This window comes from Streptomyces sp. NPDC048521 (assembly GCF_043199855.1).
Classification (GTDB): domain Bacteria; phylum Actinomycetota; class Actinomycetes; order Streptomycetales; family Streptomycetaceae; genus Streptomyces.
On the sequence record NZ_JBICWR010000001.1, the window covers coordinates 547,675 to 563,551 of the forward strand.

Annotated in this window: 20 protein-coding genes; all 20 read right to left on the reverse strand. The window is 68.7% G+C overall.

Annotated features, from left to right (window positions below; all coding sequences use genetic code 11):
* The 20 genes from ACGFRF_RS02640 to ACGFRF_RS02735 all read right to left on the reverse strand — a co-directional run bounded on the left by ACGFRF_RS02640 (window position 1) and on the right by ACGFRF_RS02735 (window position 15,872).
* Window positions 1-984: a glycosyltransferase family 4 protein gene (locus ACGFRF_RS02640; protein ID WP_393736446.1), complete on the reverse strand. Its 984-nt coding sequence runs from the start codon at window positions 982-984 to the stop codon at window positions 1-3.
* A 23-nt stretch (window positions 985-1,007) separates the two neighbouring features.
* Complete coding sequence (locus ACGFRF_RS02645; RefSeq protein ID WP_393736448.1) at window positions 1,008-1,964, reverse strand: phage major capsid protein; 957 nt, start codon at window positions 1,962-1,964, stop codon at window positions 1,008-1,010.
* Between the two features lie 15 nt (window positions 1,965-1,979).
* The gene (locus tag ACGFRF_RS02650) at window positions 1,980-2,573 is read right to left on the reverse strand and encodes a hypothetical protein (protein ID WP_393736450.1); all 594 of its coding nucleotides are present in this window, start codon (window positions 2,571-2,573) and stop codon (window positions 1,980-1,982) included.
* A gap of 56 nt (window positions 2,574-2,629) precedes the next feature.
* Entirely contained in the window at window positions 2,630-3,409 is a 780-nt protein-coding gene (locus ACGFRF_RS02655) for a hypothetical protein (RefSeq protein WP_393736452.1), read from the reverse strand.
* Window positions 3,381-4,814, reverse strand: coding sequence for a phage portal protein (locus ACGFRF_RS02660; RefSeq protein ID WP_393736454.1), 1,434 nt, complete (start codon window positions 4,812-4,814; stop codon window positions 3,381-3,383). The genes ACGFRF_RS02655 and ACGFRF_RS02660 overlap by 29 nt, the downstream gene beginning before the upstream one ends.
* Window positions 4,815-4,816: 2 nt before the next feature.
* Complete coding sequence (locus ACGFRF_RS02665; protein WP_393736456.1) at window positions 4,817-6,547, reverse strand: terminase; 1,731 nt, start codon at window positions 6,545-6,547, stop codon at window positions 4,817-4,819.
* Window positions 6,540-7,028: a hypothetical protein gene (locus tag ACGFRF_RS02670; RefSeq protein WP_393736458.1), complete on the reverse strand. Its 489-nt coding sequence runs from the start codon at window positions 7,026-7,028 to the stop codon at window positions 6,540-6,542. The genes ACGFRF_RS02665 and ACGFRF_RS02670 overlap by 8 nt, the downstream gene beginning before the upstream one ends.
* Before the next feature lie 121 nt (window positions 7,029-7,149).
* On the reverse strand, window positions 7,150-7,353 hold the full coding sequence (locus tag ACGFRF_RS02675) for a hypothetical protein (protein ID WP_393736460.1): 204 nt from the start codon (window positions 7,351-7,353) through the stop codon (window positions 7,150-7,152).
* Between the two features lie 304 nt (window positions 7,354-7,657).
* Window positions 7,658-7,861 (reverse strand): hypothetical protein, encoded by a 204-nt coding sequence (locus ACGFRF_RS02680; protein WP_393736462.1) that lies wholly within the window; start codon window positions 7,859-7,861, stop codon window positions 7,658-7,660.
* Window positions 7,862-8,165: 304 nt separating this feature from the next.
* Window positions 8,166-8,525 (reverse strand): HNH endonuclease, encoded by a 360-nt coding sequence (locus ACGFRF_RS02685; RefSeq protein WP_393736464.1) that lies wholly within the window; start codon window positions 8,523-8,525, stop codon window positions 8,166-8,168.
* Between the two features lie 567 nt (window positions 8,526-9,092).
* Complete coding sequence (locus ACGFRF_RS02690; protein ID WP_393736466.1) at window positions 9,093-9,635, reverse strand: class I SAM-dependent methyltransferase; 543 nt, start codon at window positions 9,633-9,635, stop codon at window positions 9,093-9,095.
* A 14-nt stretch (window positions 9,636-9,649) separates the two neighbouring features.
* Window positions 9,650-10,783 carry a hypothetical protein gene (locus ACGFRF_RS02695; protein WP_393736468.1) on the reverse strand — a complete coding sequence of 378 codons (1,134 nt, stop codon included), beginning with the start codon at window positions 10,781-10,783 and terminating at the stop codon, window positions 9,650-9,652.
* A 59-nt stretch (window positions 10,784-10,842) separates the two neighbouring features.
* Window positions 10,843-11,067 carry a helix-turn-helix domain-containing protein gene (locus ACGFRF_RS02700; protein ID WP_393736470.1) on the reverse strand — a complete coding sequence of 75 codons (225 nt, stop codon included), beginning with the start codon at window positions 11,065-11,067 and terminating at the stop codon, window positions 10,843-10,845.
* A 122-nt stretch (window positions 11,068-11,189) separates the two neighbouring features.
* A complete protein-coding gene (locus ACGFRF_RS02705; protein ID WP_393736472.1) occupies window positions 11,190-11,774 on the reverse strand; it encodes a GIY-YIG nuclease family protein in 585 nt (194 codons plus the stop codon).
* Window positions 11,775-11,853: 79 nt separating this feature from the next.
* On the reverse strand, window positions 11,854-12,156 hold the full coding sequence (locus ACGFRF_RS02710) for a hypothetical protein (RefSeq protein ID WP_393736474.1): 303 nt from the start codon (window positions 12,154-12,156) through the stop codon (window positions 11,854-11,856).
* Window positions 12,157-12,158: 2 nt separating this feature from the next.
* Window positions 12,159-12,377, reverse strand: a complete 219-nt coding sequence (locus tag ACGFRF_RS02715) for a hypothetical protein (RefSeq protein ID WP_393736476.1) — start codon at window positions 12,375-12,377, stop codon at window positions 12,159-12,161.
* A 10-nt stretch (window positions 12,378-12,387) separates the two neighbouring features.
* The gene (locus ACGFRF_RS02720) at window positions 12,388-12,885 is read right to left on the reverse strand and encodes a hypothetical protein (RefSeq protein ID WP_393736478.1); all 498 of its coding nucleotides are present in this window, start codon (window positions 12,883-12,885) and stop codon (window positions 12,388-12,390) included.
* 88 nt (window positions 12,886-12,973) lie between these two features.
* A complete protein-coding gene (locus tag ACGFRF_RS02725; protein WP_393736480.1) occupies window positions 12,974-13,165 on the reverse strand; it encodes a hypothetical protein in 192 nt (63 codons plus the stop codon).
* Window positions 13,166-13,195: 30 nt separating this feature from the next.
* Entirely contained in the window at window positions 13,196-13,594 is a 399-nt protein-coding gene (locus ACGFRF_RS02730; RefSeq protein WP_393736481.1) for a hypothetical protein, read from the reverse strand.
* A 223-nt stretch (window positions 13,595-13,817) separates the two neighbouring features.
* Complete coding sequence (locus ACGFRF_RS02735) at window positions 13,818-15,872, reverse strand: hypothetical protein (protein ID WP_393736483.1); 2,055 nt, start codon at window positions 15,870-15,872, stop codon at window positions 13,818-13,820.
* Window positions 15,873-15,877 lie beyond the last annotated feature (5 nt).

Sequence of the window (15,877 nt, forward strand, 5' to 3'; positions counted from 1 at the left end):
CTAGGCCAGGGCCTCTACCGCCTCGCACCAGGCAGCCAGCTCCTCGGTCGGGTCCAACTCGGACGAACGTGCCCGAGCCCGCTTCGACGCGAGCCGATACTCCGCGGGTTGCATCAGCTTGCGCAGCACCGCCTCGTAGCCGTCGGCATCGTTGCGGTCGACGAACACGCCGGCCTCACTAAGCGCCTCGCACAGCCCCGGGGTGGGATGCGCAACGACCGGGATGCCGGAGGCGAGCGCCTCGACACCAGCCCGGCCCCATGACTCGTAGGACGACGGCATCAGCAGGACCCGTGTCTTGGCGTACACCTGCTCCCGCATCTGGCTGCCCGGTATCTGCTGCAGCACCTCGACGTTCGGCAGATCAGGGAGGATCTGTTCGCCGTAGGCGCCGGCCACCGCCAGGAACTCCGTGTCGGGCATACGGCGGGCCAGGGCCTCCAGCACCTTGCCGCCCTTTTCGACGTTGCAGTTGATGAGGGTGACCTTCGTGCCCGGCTTGGTGCGGTACTCGTCGGCGAACACCGGGGGCCGCACGATCAGCGTCCGCTCCGGGCGGACGGCCTTCGGGTACTCGGCGTAGAACAGCTCCGCCTCGTAGGCCATCCACTTGGAGTTGAAGACGGCCAGCGCGGTGCCGCCCGATGCCGCGTCGCGGAACGTAGGCCGGTGGGTGTTGTGGCAGATCGCCACCACCGGCTTGCCGTAGCCGCGGGCCAGCGCCGTGGTCGACTGAACATTCTCCAGGTGGCTGACCAGGACGTCCGCGGTGCGCACGGCCGAGGCGAAGTCCAGGCGGGCCTGGAGCGGCACCACGTGGACTCCGTCCAGGTCGTAGGGCTGCCCGTCCCCCGAGTAGCGGGACAGCCACACCTGCACATCGTGGCCGCGCCCGACGAGCGCCCGCAGCATCGAGTGGACCATCCACTCCGCCCCGGCGTTGTGGCGCGGCGGGTAGCCGTGCAGCCGGGCAATGATGCGCATCGCCCGGCCCTGGCCCGGTCCGGTCACGAAGCGCCGGCGGTTGCCACGTACCGCACGAACGCCTCCGGGTCGCCGAGAACGAAGCCGTAGTAGGCCTCCGCCAGCAGCAGCACCAGGTTCTCCTGGAACGCGGAGTGCACGCCGCCGTCCTCGTCGATGTACGTCGCCTCGCGGCTGATCTTGACGGAGATGTCCATGCCCACGCCGTAGGCGGCCTGGGACCAGTCACCGCCGATGGCGCGCAGGCCCGAGTCGACGGAGGTGGACTGCCGGCGCACCTTGCCGGAAACGCTGCGGGAGTAGGCGACCGGCTCACCGACCAGCGTGCCGGCCAGCGCGGCGCCGGTGCCCGGCTGGGTGGTGTCGACGAAGATGGGCTGGCCGGTGGTGTCGGTGGCCTTCAGCAGCTTCGGCTTGAGCCGGTTGTCGGCGACGGTCCCTGTGTAGTCCCAGTCGTCGTCGATGATTTCTTCCATGCCGTTGACCAGGTCGGTCCAGATGCCGCCCGTGGCCTGCCCGGTCGTGCCGAGGACTACCTCCTTGGTCGTCATGGCCAGGTAGTCGGCGAAGGGGCCGGTGGCGCCCTTCATGGTGCGGCCGTGGATCGTGGCCCGGTCGAACGCCCGCGAGAAGGCGGTCGGCAGGTCGTTCTGCAGCTGCGCCCACAGACCGGCCGCGTTGGACTCGACGACCTCCATCGCGACCGGGATCAGCACCGCGATCTTCTTGCCGCTCATCTGCTTGATGTCGACACCGCCCGTGGACAGCGGCTTGCGGCCGGCCTGGTCCACCCAGTCCGCCGTGGGGACGTCGAGCGGCACCGGCACCGCGGTGTTCGCGGACATCGACAGCGGCACCCGCCGGGCGAGGCTCATGACGGCGCTCTGCTCGACGGACTTCTCGAAGATGGGGCCCACCAGGGTGGGCGGGAGGAACGTCGGGTCGACGTCCGACAGCTTGATGGGGTTGGTGTGAGCCATGGAGGGCTACCTCTCTCAGCGCCCCCGAGCGAGGGCGCCCTTCATGAAGGCGTCGAAGACGGCGCCGGGTTCGGAAGTGGATCGATTGCCGTTGCCCGAGGAGCCCTGTGTGCGGTCCGAACGGGGCACGCGGGGGGAGTTGTCGACCGGCTTGGCCAGGTGCGGCTTGCGCTTCAGCAGCTCGGCGAGCCCGTCACGAATGCCGTCCGTGTCGATGTCGCCTTCGTCGCTGACGAAGGAATCGAGGTCGAGGAAGGCGTGTGCATCGTCCGGGTCGGCGAACTCGGCCGCCGCCAGGGCCCGCACCTCCGCGCGTACCGCCCTCTGCTGCACGGACCGGATGCGCTCCTGCGCTGCGGTGAGCTGCTCGCCCAGCCGCTGAGCCTCGGACTTCTGCGCGTCCTCCAGCTCCTGCGCCTTACGGGCAAGGGGTTCGAGCTCGCCTGCCTTCGTGCGGTACTTGGCCGCCTCCCGGCGCAGCTTCTCGATCTCCTTGCGTGCCGCATCCGGGTCGGCCCACGGGTCCGTCGGCTTCTGCTCCGCCTCCGGGGCGGCCTCAGTCTCCGGCGTCTCCTGCTCGACCTCTGTGGTCTCCTCGTTCTCGGGCATGGTGAAGTCGCCCTCCAGGGGCTGAGAAAGGCCACCTCCAGGGCAGCCACGGGTGGTCAGTTCGAGCCCGGCAGCGGATTGCTGTCGTGCTCGGCCAGCGCCAGACGGAACCGCCTGAGCTGGTCACCGGAGTGAAGGGCCGCGTACTCGCGGTAGATCCGCTCCCACTCACGCGCCTGCGGGGACAGTTCGAACTGCTGCCCCTTGAACACCGGGATCACGCCGCAGTGGCAGCCGTCGTGCGCCCGGAAATCTGCTGTGTCCTGCTTGTACACCGCGCCGCGAGCGGCCAGGAGCTTGCAGAACGCGCACGCGCCCAAGGCCGCCGAGCGCGCCCATGCCGTGGCCTGCCGGTCCTGCCGCACCGCCTCCTGGACGGTGCCCCGGCCCGTGTCAGCAACGAGCTTCTGCGCCACCTGCTCGGACTTCTTCTCCGCCTGCGCCAGCCGCACATCCATCGGCTGTTGCTGCGCGTCCGTGATCTGCGGGTCATCCGGGTCCCGCGGCCACAGATCCTTCGTCGCCCACCGCAGTGACGCCTCCGTCTGCTCCTGCGGCGGCGGTTCAACGACCGGCACGGTGAAGACTCCCGGCACGCCGGCCGCTTCACGCTGCGCGTCATAGAAATCGGCGGCCAGATGCGAAGAGGTTCGGGCGTACTGCTCGACGACCGCGTTCATCGCTGCCAGCCAGTCCGGCACTGATTCCCTCAGCCGCGAGGGCAGGATCAGACGGCGAAGACCGCGGACGTCCCGAATGAGTAGCCGGGTCAGCCCGAGCTGGGCGGCCCGGTACCGGCCCGCGGCGTCACTGCTGTCCGAGACCGTCGTCGCCACCGGTCACCTCCGCCGTAGCGGGTAGCGGGGTGCTCTGGCCGCCGAGCGCGGCCAGGCGGTCCATCAGTTGGCCGCCGGCCGCAGCGCCTGCGCTACGCCGCCGGTCAATCGCGACCCGGCGCCGCTGGTCCTCGGTCAGCCCCACCATCTCCAGGACCACATCCGAGTCCGCGGGCAGGATGCCGGTCTGTACCAGCTTCGCAGCCGCATCCACCTGGGCGGCGAGAGTGGGCGTCGCCGGGTTCCGCCACACCGTCTCGATGCGGCGTTCCTTCGGCGGCGGCTCGCCGTCGCGGAACCACAGTGCCAGCCGCATCGCGTCCCGGTGCGTCGCCGAGAAGCGTCGGATCCGCCGCTCGGCCTTCTTGATCTGCGTGTTGTCCGCGTATCGGATGGCATCCGCCGAAGCGGGGTTGTCGCTGGTGTAGCCGAGAACGTGCGGAGCCACACCGAGCTGCGATGCCATGATCCGCGCATACAGGTCGATGATCTTCGTCTGGCCGGACGGGTCATGGGCGGTGAACGCGCCCACCGTCGGCACGTCGCCGTTCTCGTCCCGCTCCAACGCCAGCACGCGGCCGATGTACGTCTCCCAGGCCGACTTGGTGTTGCCCTCCGCGTCCTGAAATGCCGACTCGGAGGCCCCGAGGATGTAGCGCTGCGGGGCCCCGAAGAACTCGGCAGCCACCTCGATACCCATCAGCCGCCGGCAGGCCGCGTCCGTGATCGCCATGACCTCGGGCGTGATCTCCGACCTGCCGACGCGGTCAGCGGTGCGCTGCCGATTCGCCATGCGCAGCACCGGCACCATGCCCAGGTTGTGCAGGTCCCGGTCGAAGACCTCCCAGCCATCGGTGGTCTCCGCCGCGTACACCGTCTGATCTTGCAAGTACAGCGTCGCGATCCGCACGCCGTCCTCGACGGACTCCCGCAGGGCCGCCGTCGCCATCCGCAGCCGTGCGTCCCAGAACATCGTCATGTCCAGGGGGCTTTCGAATGTGATGAGCGGCGGATCGCCCTCCTCGCCCGACCCTACGGCCACGTACTCGCGGCCGTAGGTGAGCGCGTCCAGGTGGGCCAGGCTCGACTCGTCGTACAGGTCGTTCGACTCGGCGATCTCCTCCAGGTCGGAGGAGTCCGAGCCGTCCGCCCAGCGGAACGCCTCCAGGTCCAGGCGCTGCTCCAGGGACTCCACACCGATCCGCGGCCAGCCGATCACGGTATGCAGGCGCTGCAACTGCGGCGGAATGCTGATGCCGAGGTCGCGGACGATCTGCTCACCGTTGAAGTAGGCGTCCAGCAGCTCCAGCTTGAACCGACAGCCGAGCAGATCGGTCCGGAGGGTGGTCAGCAGTTGCCGTTCGTCGTCCGACAGCGTCAGCAACGGAAGTTCAGGGATGGCCATCGTCACCGCAACACCACCACCCTTCCCTTACCGCGCGCCCGCGAGCGCTTCGCCCAAGCCGGAGAGTTCATGACCATGCGGCGCAGCATCCGCGCGCCGATCGCGCACACCGCCAAGTCGACCTTCCGGGCCGACTCACGGTGCTCCTTGCCGATCGTGTAGCCCCACGCGTTCGTGCGGCGCCGGGCGTTCGAGATGTGCTGCCGCAGCATCTTGTGGCCGTCGTGCGGGACCTGTCGCTCCAGCACGTCCCGGTAGAAGCGGTCCACCGCCTCGGTGAACGCCTGCTGCCGGCGCCGGTCTCGCATGTCCCACATCACCGCGTGCTGGCCATGCCCGGAAGCCACCGCCTTCAGCTTCAGCCGCTTGCCGTACCGCTGCGCCCACGCGTCGATGTAGCCGTCCCAGTAGCGCTCGCCGTCCGCGTCATCCTGGCCGGCGCCCGGGTCGGCGAAGAACGCGAGAGGCTTGTAGCGGGCGAAGACCTGGTCGACGACACCGTCCACCTCCTCGCGCGGCACCCGCCACGGCCGGTCGCCGGGCCAGTTCGCCGGCCGCTGCCACACGCCGAGCGTCGTCACGAAGCCGTCCGACAGGCGACAGCCGACCAGGCCGGTGGCGTCGTCACTCTTGGAGCCGTCGAAGAACAGGACGATCTCGTCGCCTTCTTCTAGGCCCAGGCCCTCGTGTGGGTTCGCGTCCCACTCATAGCGAGCCAGGAACGCGTCCTCGGCCGCCACGATCTGGTTGAACCAGAACCGGCGGGACCTGCTGGGCGGGTTGCGGACGTCGAGGATCGACGCCTTCAGCCGCTCGATGTCCAGCCACGTCGAATCCCCGCGCACCGCGCGCAGCGTCGGTTCAATCCACGCCTCCGTCAGCTTCGCCTCGGCCGGAGCCTCCAGGCTGTCGTAGAACAGACCCGTATCGGCCGCCCGGCCGGCCTCCGCCGACTCGAACGCCTCCCGGGTGCGCTCGGCGACGCTGTCCTCACCGGGCTCGTAGGCGTTCGTGTCCGCCAGCGTCCGCGCCTGACCGTCCGCCGACTTGGTGGCGTTGCGCTCGATGACCGCGGCCATCTCGTGCCCGCCGTTCGACTCCACCCAGTGGTGCGTCTCCCCCATCGAGGTGAACGTCGGCCTGCCGCCCTCCAGGGCCCGCGGCGACGAGGTGACCGCCTCGATACGGGCCCGCCCCTTGTCGGCATAGATGATCTCCTTGCCGAGATCGATCCGGTACTCCTCAATCGCCCGCTTCGACAGGATCGACGGGAACAGCGTCATCGTGTTCCGCGTCTGATCCTGCGACACAGCGGCGATCTGCACCCAGGCCGCCGGATGCTGCACCCCGAGCGGCTGCCCCGCCGGCACTCCCCACTCATTACCATCGTCGGCGATGCCGCCGAACCGGCAAGGGCCGACGAACTCGAATGCCGACCAGGTCGCCTTGACCGGGTCCTTGCCCCAGCCCTTCAACCTCTGCAGCACGCCGTCCCGCCACAGGAACCGGTTCGTCACCGGATCCATGGCGTACCACCACAAGGTCAGGCGGGCCTGCTCAGGGGTGTACTGCCACGGTTTCCCGGCGTAGTGCTGGAGGTAGGTCGCCGTCCAGGCAAGACAGTGCCAGCCCAGCGTGTACTCAGGGAGGATGAACCGCCCGTCCGGGCCACGCTTCCACGTCGGCCCGATCGTGAAAGGCGCGACGACCTCCGGGACTTCCTCGTCAGCCACCCGCGAGGTCACGGTAGGCATCCAGCGGCTTCACCGCAGCCAGCTGCGGGCCGGCCGGCTTCCGCTCCAGCTCGATCCGCGCCCGGCGCCGGTCCCCCTCGGTGGTGAGCAGACGGGCCATCACGCTGTCGAGCGCACTGACGTACTGCCCGTTCGGCGGCCGGTCCGAGGAGAGGCCACGCGACATCAGCTCCGCCGCGTACCGGGCCATCGCCCAGTCCGACGGCTGGTAGAACGCGGCCTGCCCCGACTCCTGCAGCGACAGGTACCAGTCGGTCGCGATCGGATGCCACAGCGGATCGGGCTCCGGCAGGTCCGGCAGGTCAGCCGGAGGGCCCGACGGGGCCTTGGTGATCGAGTCCTTCTCGTCCTTGGAGCGGTGCCCCATGCGCTCCTCGGAGCGCTTGCCGATAGGTCCCCGTGCACCCATGTCGACCTCCAGGGTCTCGGTGCGAGCGGCCCGCCTCCAGGGCGCAGCCATGATCATCAGATGGCGCGCCACCAGGGCGGCCGGCCGCCCTAGGAAACCCGGGCGGAAAGTCAGGTGCTATACGGCCCCGATCCCTGAAGATCGGGGGGAGGGGGATCGCCCCCCGGGTTGATCAAGCGCAGGCCCGCTCGAAGTTGATCTCGCGAGCCTTCAGGGCGACGCCGGCCAGTGCCCTGGCGTGATCATCCGTCGACGTGATCGCGATGCTCGCAAGCACGTCAGCGAAGAGATCATCTTCCAGGCTGTGTTGGACCTCGAAGTCCGGTGCTGCATCGGCTATGGCCTGCACACGCTGCCGCACTTGGGAGACATCCATGCGCGCCTCCCTCGGTGCCGTGGCCCCGTGGCCGGCCGCCCTACCGGCGCCTGGCGGTGGCCCCACGCATGGCCTTGGCGTGCGTGCTGGTGGCCATGCCTGTGGCCCTGATGTGGAGGAGCTGGCAGTAGCCCTTGGCCCTGGCTCCCATGTACTTGTGCAGCTGGCGTGTGCAGCGCGTCCAGTCACCGGGTGTGCCCCAGCGAATCTTGGCGGCGCCGGGCCCGCTGGACCAGTACCGCCTGAGGGTCTCGGCACCGCCTCGCTTGCTCCGGCTTCCTCGTCCCTTACCTGCCACAGTGGATCACTCCTCTTGCGGCGCGGGCTCCTGCTCTCCGCCTACCCGCTGGATGGACGCTCCTTGCCCGCTGGGGATGGCGAGGCACACGCCGTTGGTGTCGGAGATGACGGCCCAGCCGGCGGTGAAGAACAGCTCCAGGTCGTCGCCCTCAACGAGGACGTCGTCCCGCTTCTGGTCGCGGGGGTGGACGATGAGGTAGCGCGGCATGGTCACCTCAGTCCGGGGTGCGGTTCGGGCGGCCACTTCCGCCCAGGCCGGGGGTTTGCGCGCTGGGCGTCGTTGCCTTCCCTGCTGGACTTGAGTCCGTGGCAGGTGGCACAGACGCCCTGCAGCCGGTCCTCTGCGTGGTCGTCGGTCTTGGCCTGGACGTGGTCGCAGTGGGTGCTCGGCCTGACGCCGCAGATCTGGCAGGTGACATCCCTTGCCAGAACCCGGGCGCGGATCTGCTTCCAGTTCCCGGGGAGTCTCGCTCGTCGATCAGATCCGCGCCACTGGCCTGACATGTCACCCCCTATGCCGCTCGCCTCCCGGCCTGCCGCGCCAAGAGCTCTGGGGCGTATCGCTGCAGTATCTCTACCGCCCAGGCGACCTTGTCTCCCACTCGCTGACCAGCTGGCTGGTAGCTGCTCCACAGCTCCAAGTTCTCAAGCCGATTGTCCTGCTTGTCACCATTGATGTGGTGAACATTCTCGTCGCGCGTCAGGCGTCGCCCGAGTGCCTTCTCCATCACGTATCGGTGTTCGGAGATTCGGCGGCCCTTCACCATGACCATGATGTAGCCGTTGTTCCCCTGCCGCCTAGGCGTGCCGTCCCCCGATAGGGCGAAAGCAGGACCCGGCTCCCCATACTTGTAGTACCGCTGAAGATGCATGCCGCAGTAACCGCGGGCGCGATGCGGCCTAACACATTCGTCCACCGAGCACTGCCGCTTACCGCCGTTATCCTCCGGCGTGCCGGTACGAAGCAGCCTGCTGTAGTGCGTCGGGCAAAGGCCACGACTCTTCGCCGCTATCTGGCACCCTTCGTGTGCGCACCGCTTCGGCACTGCGAGAGGCCGGCCTTTCAGCTTGAGGGGGTCCCCCGTCTGACGCCAACGCCCATAGTGCAGTAGACACCATCCACGAGCGCGCGATGGGCTTTCACAGCCCTCTATCGAGCAGACCTCCCGCTCAGGCCTTTCGGCCGCAAAGAGGGGATCACCGAAACGCTTGAACTTCAGGTAGTGACGATTGCAGTACCCCAGAGCACGGTGGGATCTGTCGCAGCCCTCGATGCTGCATGTACGTTTAGACACGTCGATCTGCTCTCTTCAGGTCGGCCATGCCCCGGGATGGTTGCCGCCATCGCCGGGGTCTTCGTCTCAGTCTATCCGCCAACGCGTCCCAAAAGTGGAGCAACTGCCCCACTCGCAACGGCAGTTGAGCTCAACGGCGGCCGCTCACACGCGCCGGCTCCACCACCACACCCCGAGCGTGTCGCCGCGGTACGACTCGGTCCGGCCCCCGAGCTGGGCGAGCACGCCGTCCATGTCGTCAGCGTCCCAGTGGTGGACGTGCTCCTCGTAGGGGTTGCCGTCGACCTCGCCCTGAGGGGCTTCAACGATCGGGAGCGACACGAGGATGTTCCACGCGCCGGCCGCTTCCGCCTTGTTCAGCAGGGCGACGGCGTCTTCGCGGGGCATGTGCTCCAGCACGTCACCGAAGATGACGAGGTCCCGGTGGAAGAGGTGCTCCTCGGACTGGCGGACGTCTTCGATGTGGATCTCGTCGTACATGGCCCGGGTCTTCGTCGACTTCAGCTTGTACTTGGCGACGTAGGGCTTGTGGATCTCGATGGCCGTCCACCAGATGCCCTTGTGCTCGGGCCGAAGCAGCTTGGCGTAAGTACCCTCGCCGGGTCCGACGTCGGTCACGGTGTTGGGCTGGTGGCGCGTGAACCGTTCGAGGGACCAGTCCTTGCCCTCGGCAATGCTCGTCGGCATGGCGGCCTCCTGGGTCAGGCGGTGGTCTGGTCGTCGATGAGGCCGACCTGGTCGAGGGCGGCGAGGAGAGAGGCGAGGGCTGCATTGCCGCCGCGGGAGCCGTTCACGATGGGCCGGCCGACAGGGGCGGCTCCGTAGAAGCCGAGCTTGTTGCCTGCGCCGTCGATGCTGTGCACGCGCGCACCGAAGGGGCCCGCTTTGAACTGGGCTTCGGCCATGATGTGCATGATCGCGGCCCCGGCTTCCCATCGCATGTACGTGTTCTGGGTGCCGGAGAAGTCGGCGTTCGGGAACGTCGACCAGTACCAGTCGCTGCCACCGGACTCGGTGTCCAGGTTGCCGCCTGACGACCGGAACCGGTAGCCCTTGGCCGGTGCGGTGTTGGAGTCGCGGACAAGGAGGTCACCGGCATCGGTGAGGTTGCCGGTGATGGTGAGGGATCCGTCGTCGCCGATGGTGACCGTGGAGTTCTGCAGCACCTTGCCGGTGGCGCCGTCGAAGCGGGCTATCGCGTTGTCGGTGGAGGTGGCGGGTCCGCCGACTTTTGCGGCAGCGGAGCCTGCGGGGTCGGCGCCCACGTCGGCTGCGTCGAGGTCGACTGCGCCGATCTGCCCGTTGACCGACAGCACGAGGTTCGTGGCGGGGTCTCCGGGGTCGCCTTTGTCGCCCTTCGGCCCGGTGTCGCCTTGCGGTCCTTGGGGGCCGACGAGGGAGGCCAGCCACTGGGTGACGGTGCCGGTGTAGCCGGTCTCAACGGCGATCTCGTAGGCCGACTTGCCGGGTGCTCCGACGGTGCCGCCACCGGGCGCCTGGGTGGGCACGAGACTGGCGAGCTGGATGGTGGCCCCGTCGGCGCCGTGGATGTCTGCCCAGAATGCGGCGCGTTTGCCGCGGGACGGTTGGACGTCGACGTACCAGCGCCATCCGGCTGGGGTGATCCCTGCCGCATCGTTCGGGATGAGCTGCACGGTGAACTGGCCGTCGATGATGTCGACTTTGCCGCCGCCGGGATATACGGCGTGCCGGGTGGCGTCGGTGAGGATCGCGCTCGGGGTAAAAACGATCTGTCCGCCGTAGCCGGTGCCGGCGACCGCGGAGGACAGCGCGCCGGTCAGGGTGACCACGGGGGTGCCGGAGGGGAAGGGCATGGTCACCTCCCTGCGGTTTGAGTCCCGCCGTCCGGGACGGAGAGCGGACGGCGGGACGATCAGGCGGCGCGGGCTGCTTCGCGTTCGGCGAGGATCCGCTTCACGTCGTCGAGGTCGGGTCGGTTGAACAGCGCCGGGATGCCGCGGCCTTGACTCGGCAGCGCCGCTTCGAGGAGCCCGCGGTGCACCCACTGCCGGATGGTGGATTCGCTCACCTCGGCATACTCGGCTGCCTGCTTGGGGGTGAGCAGGTCCTTCGGGTAGAGGTCGTAGATGCGGCTCATCACACCCCCTGACATGCGAAAACCCCCGCCGATTCTGGGCGGGGGCTCGTGTTGTTTTTGGGCGCAATGCGCTCAGGCGCCTCTAGTGTTACAGCAGGTCAGGGGCTATTGCAAGTAGATCCCTAATCGGGGATCGGCGGGAGTCCTTGCTCGGCCCGGATCGCGTTGATAAGCCGCATCAGATCGGCCCCTGGTTCGAACCACTCGCCATGCCGCCGGAGGTCTGCGAACTTCGCGTGCGGCTGAGCTTCCTCGGTGTAGCTACCCAGGCACTTCGCGAGGATCGTGCCGTTCAGCTCCTGGGCTCGGCGGCGAGGGTTCAGTGTGGTGCCTATCTTGATGAGCCGCTCACGCCGCATGAAGTACACCCAGCCCTCGCCGGAGGCAGTCGGCTGCCTGTAGCTGTCGAGGGACCGGTTGACGTCGTCGATGGCGACGGAGGCGTCGAGGACCGCACCCCAGTCGAAGCGGACGATGAGGTGAGCGAGCCGGTTGACGGTCTCCCGCTCGTGCTCGGCGCAAAAGCGGAGCGGCTCCGCTGTGGTGGCGCCCTCGGGGCACCCGGAGAACCAGCACTGCCGATATGCGGGTGCGGCGCTGGCGATCCGTATCCGGGTTCCGCAGCCACAGCGGTAGGCGCCGAGGCCGGCTCGCCCGTCCAAGCTCATGGTTCGCCCGCACCCGCAATTGACGGTCAGTTCCTGCATCTGCTGATTCTCCTAGGCGCCACTGACAACGGCGGTTGGCCTTACTGCTGGTTGACGGTCTGGGCGCTCGCGCCGCGAGTCACGTCCATTCCCAGTTCTGGCGGGCTCGGGCGGCTCGGTGGGCGGCGTCTCCGATTTCGGTGGCGAGGCTGCCCCAGTCGGCGGGCATGAGCCGGTGCCGGGCTGCTTTGTGGAGGAGGTCGCCGATGCGGCCAGCTCGGCGCGGCGGGATGGAGGCAACGTCGTCGAAGGTTCCGTCGAACAGGTCGGCGATCTCGCGCCACTCCCTGCCGGTGAGGGTGTTGGCGAGGTGCTGGCCGAGGTTGGCGATGGTGAGGGCGGACCGGGGGCCGCGAACTCCGTGGCTGATGCTGATGCCCATAGTCAGCCCTTCCTGAGGTGCTTGAACCGCTTGGGGAGCCGCTTGCCGGCGTCGATGACGGCCTGGTTGAGCCGCAGGTATTCGTCCGTCTCGTGGGTGATGCCGTCGGCGGCTTCGCGGGCCGCGTTCTCATAGAGGGCGGCTTCGGCGTGACGGAAGGCGGCGAGGAGCCGGTTCTCCTCGGCGTACTCCTGGATGGCTTCCTTGCTGGGCTTGGGCATGGTGATCTCCTTAGAGGTTGCGGTTGTGGGCGAGTTCGGCGGCGCGGTCGAAGGCGAGGAGGACGGGGGCGGCGCTGGTCTGCTGGGCGTTCCAGGACGGGATGGTCTCGGCCTGCCAGTGGCGCTTGATGGCTTCGAGGAGGAGGAAGCAGGCGTCGTCGGCCTGCCCGCGGTTGGCGGCCTCGCGACGGATGGCGCCGATGGGGCACCGCCGGCCGTCCTCTTCGACGAGGGCTTCGCGACTCCAGCCGTCGGTCTGCAGCCGGATGCCGGCCCGGTGCAGAAGCTGCGCAAGCGGGGTGCGGTACGGCGCGGGGATGGCGGTCTGCGGCAGCTGCGGCACGGTGATGTCGGCCGGCTGCTCGGCGGGGATGTGGGCGGTGTTGACCTCGTAGGCGACGGCGGCCTGGTTAAGGCGGGCGTCCATCTCGTGATGGGCGAGGGCGAGCCGGTCGTCGAGGGTGAGGGCGGCGGGGCGGGTTGCGGGCGCGCGGGTGGTCGTGGTCATGTGGGGTCGCCTTCTGCGCGGTGACGTGTGGATGGGTGGCGGGGCGCCCCTGGGTTGCTGGCAGGCGTCGAGGGGCGCCCCGGCAGAGTTAGTCGGCGATGTCGGATACGAGGCCGCTGGGGTCGATCGTGACGACGGCCGCGCAATCGCCGCAGGTGTAGCGGCGGTAGTCGCCGTCCTTGTCCTGGCCGGTCATGTCGCTGTCGCAGCAGACGGGGATGTCGTCGCGGTCAGTGTGGTCGCCGATGGTGAGGTCGTAGCCGTAGCTGGTGGTGGGCACGTCAGTCCTCCGGGTAGGTGGTGAGCGGGGTCAGCGGCCGAAGCGCCGCTTCTTCGGGTCGGGCATGTCGGCGACCTGCTTCTCCAGGCCGCGGAGTTCGGCCTCGTCGAGGTGGCCGACGTAGCCCTTGGGGAGCGGTCCGGCGACCTGGCGTCCGGGGGTGGCGAGGTCGCGCATGCCGGCGGGGGGCTGCTCGTAGACGGTGCCGCACTGGCCCAGGAGCCCGGAGACAGACAGGTGACCAGTCATCCATTCGCCGGTGATCCTGGACTGCCGGTCGAAGGTGTGGGCGGTATAGGTGTGGCTGTCCTCGTAGCGGGCGACGCGGGTGGCCATCTCGTTGATCGTGTAGACGGTCGTGCCCTTGCGGATGAAGCGGTTGAGGTCCTTGGCGCCCCGCTTGGTGGGCTCCCAGGTGCGTCCGGCCATGAGTGGTCTCCTGCCTGATGTGTTGGTTGGTTTGCCCTGCTTTGGGTGGTCTGCCGGGTGGTCGGCGCCCGGTCGCTGCGGCTTTTGTGGTGGTCTGTCACCCGGTCGAAGTCGCGTCCACCCGGTCGGTTGACCGGGGCTGGGCTCCAACCGACCGGGCGGCATACCGGGTCATACCGGTACGAGACCACTCGCCGACCGGGTCTCGACCGGGCGGTTTGCCCTACTTACCGGCGGCCTCGGCGAGCTGCTCGCGGGTGTAGCCATTCGGGTTGGCCAGGCCGTCGAGCGGGCCCAGCTTTCGGGTTCCGCCCGCATCGGCCGCGCGGAGCCGGGCCTGCAGATCCGTCTCGGTCAGCTCCTGGTAGCGGTCAGGACGGTGGGCGGCCAGCAGCTCGACGAGCCGCTTGGTGCGGGCCCGGTCCACACCGTCCGCGTCGAGGACCGCGATGCAGTCGGCCAGCAACTCGGCGCCCTTGGACGCCTGGTCGCTCTTGCCGTACTCGGCGGCGAAACCGGTCAGCGTGCCGGCGTCGATGCGCAGCTGCCGGCCGCGCATGCAGATCTCCCGGAACTCGGGGATCGTCATGAAGTCCGTCTTGAGGGTGATGTGGCCCTCCTCGCCGCCCTGGTCCAGGACGACGACGCCCTTCTGCGCGTCGAGCAGCATGTGCGGTGCGGCGCCTGCGGCGACCGCGTCGTTGCCGAGGACCATCCGCGAACTCTCGGCACCCTTGACGCGGAAGCAAGCTCGCTTGCGGCACACCTCTCGCAGCAGGGTCGGCACGCTGGTGGCGTCCGGGCGCTGGGTGATGAACAGGCCCATGCCGCCCACGTACCGGCTGACACGCACGAAGCGGGCCATCGTCTCGACGAGGACGTCCTTGCCGCTGCGGCCTCGGTCCTTGGCGTCCGGATCGTCGTCCGTCTTGATCTTCATCATGGCGGCGGCGTCCAGCAGCTCCTGCAGCTCATCCACGACCAACAGCGTCAGGCCGCGCTTCCACTCCTTCGCCAGTTCCGGAGTGAGCTTGCCCTCGGGGCAGCGCTCAGGGTGCTCCTCCGATAGCTGCTCCAGGCGTTGACCGATCTGCTGCATGTCAGCGATCAGTTCGTTGAGCAGGTTGTAGAAGGCGAGGATCTTCTCGGGGGTGTTGCCGGCGACGTAGGAGTGGGCGAACTGCTTGGTGCCGACCCAGTCGGGCCCGGCCTTGCCGGTGGCGATGTGCACCGTCATGTGGGGATCCAGGGCGGCGGCAGCAGTCACCAAGCGGGCCAGGAAAGACTTGCCGTAGTCGGGCAGACCGCCGAGCAGGATGGAGCACCACACCAGTTCCAGGCTGTGCCGGGCGCCGCGCGCGTCAGTGCCCAGCGGCACACCGTACTGCCAGAAGTCCAGGCGGTCCGCGGTGAGCAGGGGAGAGGGGACCGGCTTGGAGCCGTAGGGGTTGGCCTCGTTGGCGACCCACAGCACGACCTGGCCTTCGTGGCCGTCCTCGGAGGTGTCGGCCCGCATCTCGATCTGGGACTTCTTCACCCTCATCGAGGAGGCGAGTTCTTCGGCGCGGGAGGTGGCGGCGGCGGCCTTCATGCCGCGGGGCAGTTCGATCGTGGCGGTCCAGCCTGGCCCGGCCGGCTGGATGATGCCGACGACGTGCGTCTCGTCGCGCTGCGCTTCGGTGATGATGCCGGCTTTGACGAGCGCGGTGATCAGGTCGGCTTCGCCGCGGATCTGGGCTTCGTCTCGGGGGGTGGCCGGGTCCTGAGGCAGTTCGACGGTGCCGATCTGGCTGCGGTTGCGGCCGTGGAAGGCTCCGAGGCCCCAGGCGCCGAGGCCGGCCAGCAGGTCGAGCCAGAGGCTGCCGGTGACGACACCGACGCCTACTCCCCCAGTGACCACGCCGGCTGCGGCTGCGGTCTTCGTGAGGTAGCTCTTGCGGTGCTCCTTGTACTCCTCGCGGTATCGGTCGGCCTTCTGCTTCCAGGTGCCTGCCACGTTCGGGTCACCGGCCGCGTCACGCACGGCCTGGTCGGCGTCGGCGATCAGCTGCGGGTAGTGGTTGTGGTACCGCTCCAGCCAGCGCCGGCCGAGCTGCCGGTAGCCGCGGAAGGTGTGCGGCAGCAGGACGACGGAGGCGATCTGGTTGGTGCGCTCGGCGACCTTACGGACCGATTCCAACGGCTTCCGGCCGGCGGTCTCGTCCTTGAAGACGGGCGTTGCGGCGGGCGGCGGGACCAGGGTCAGCGTCGGACGCTCGTCGTACAGCGGGGTAGCCATCAGAT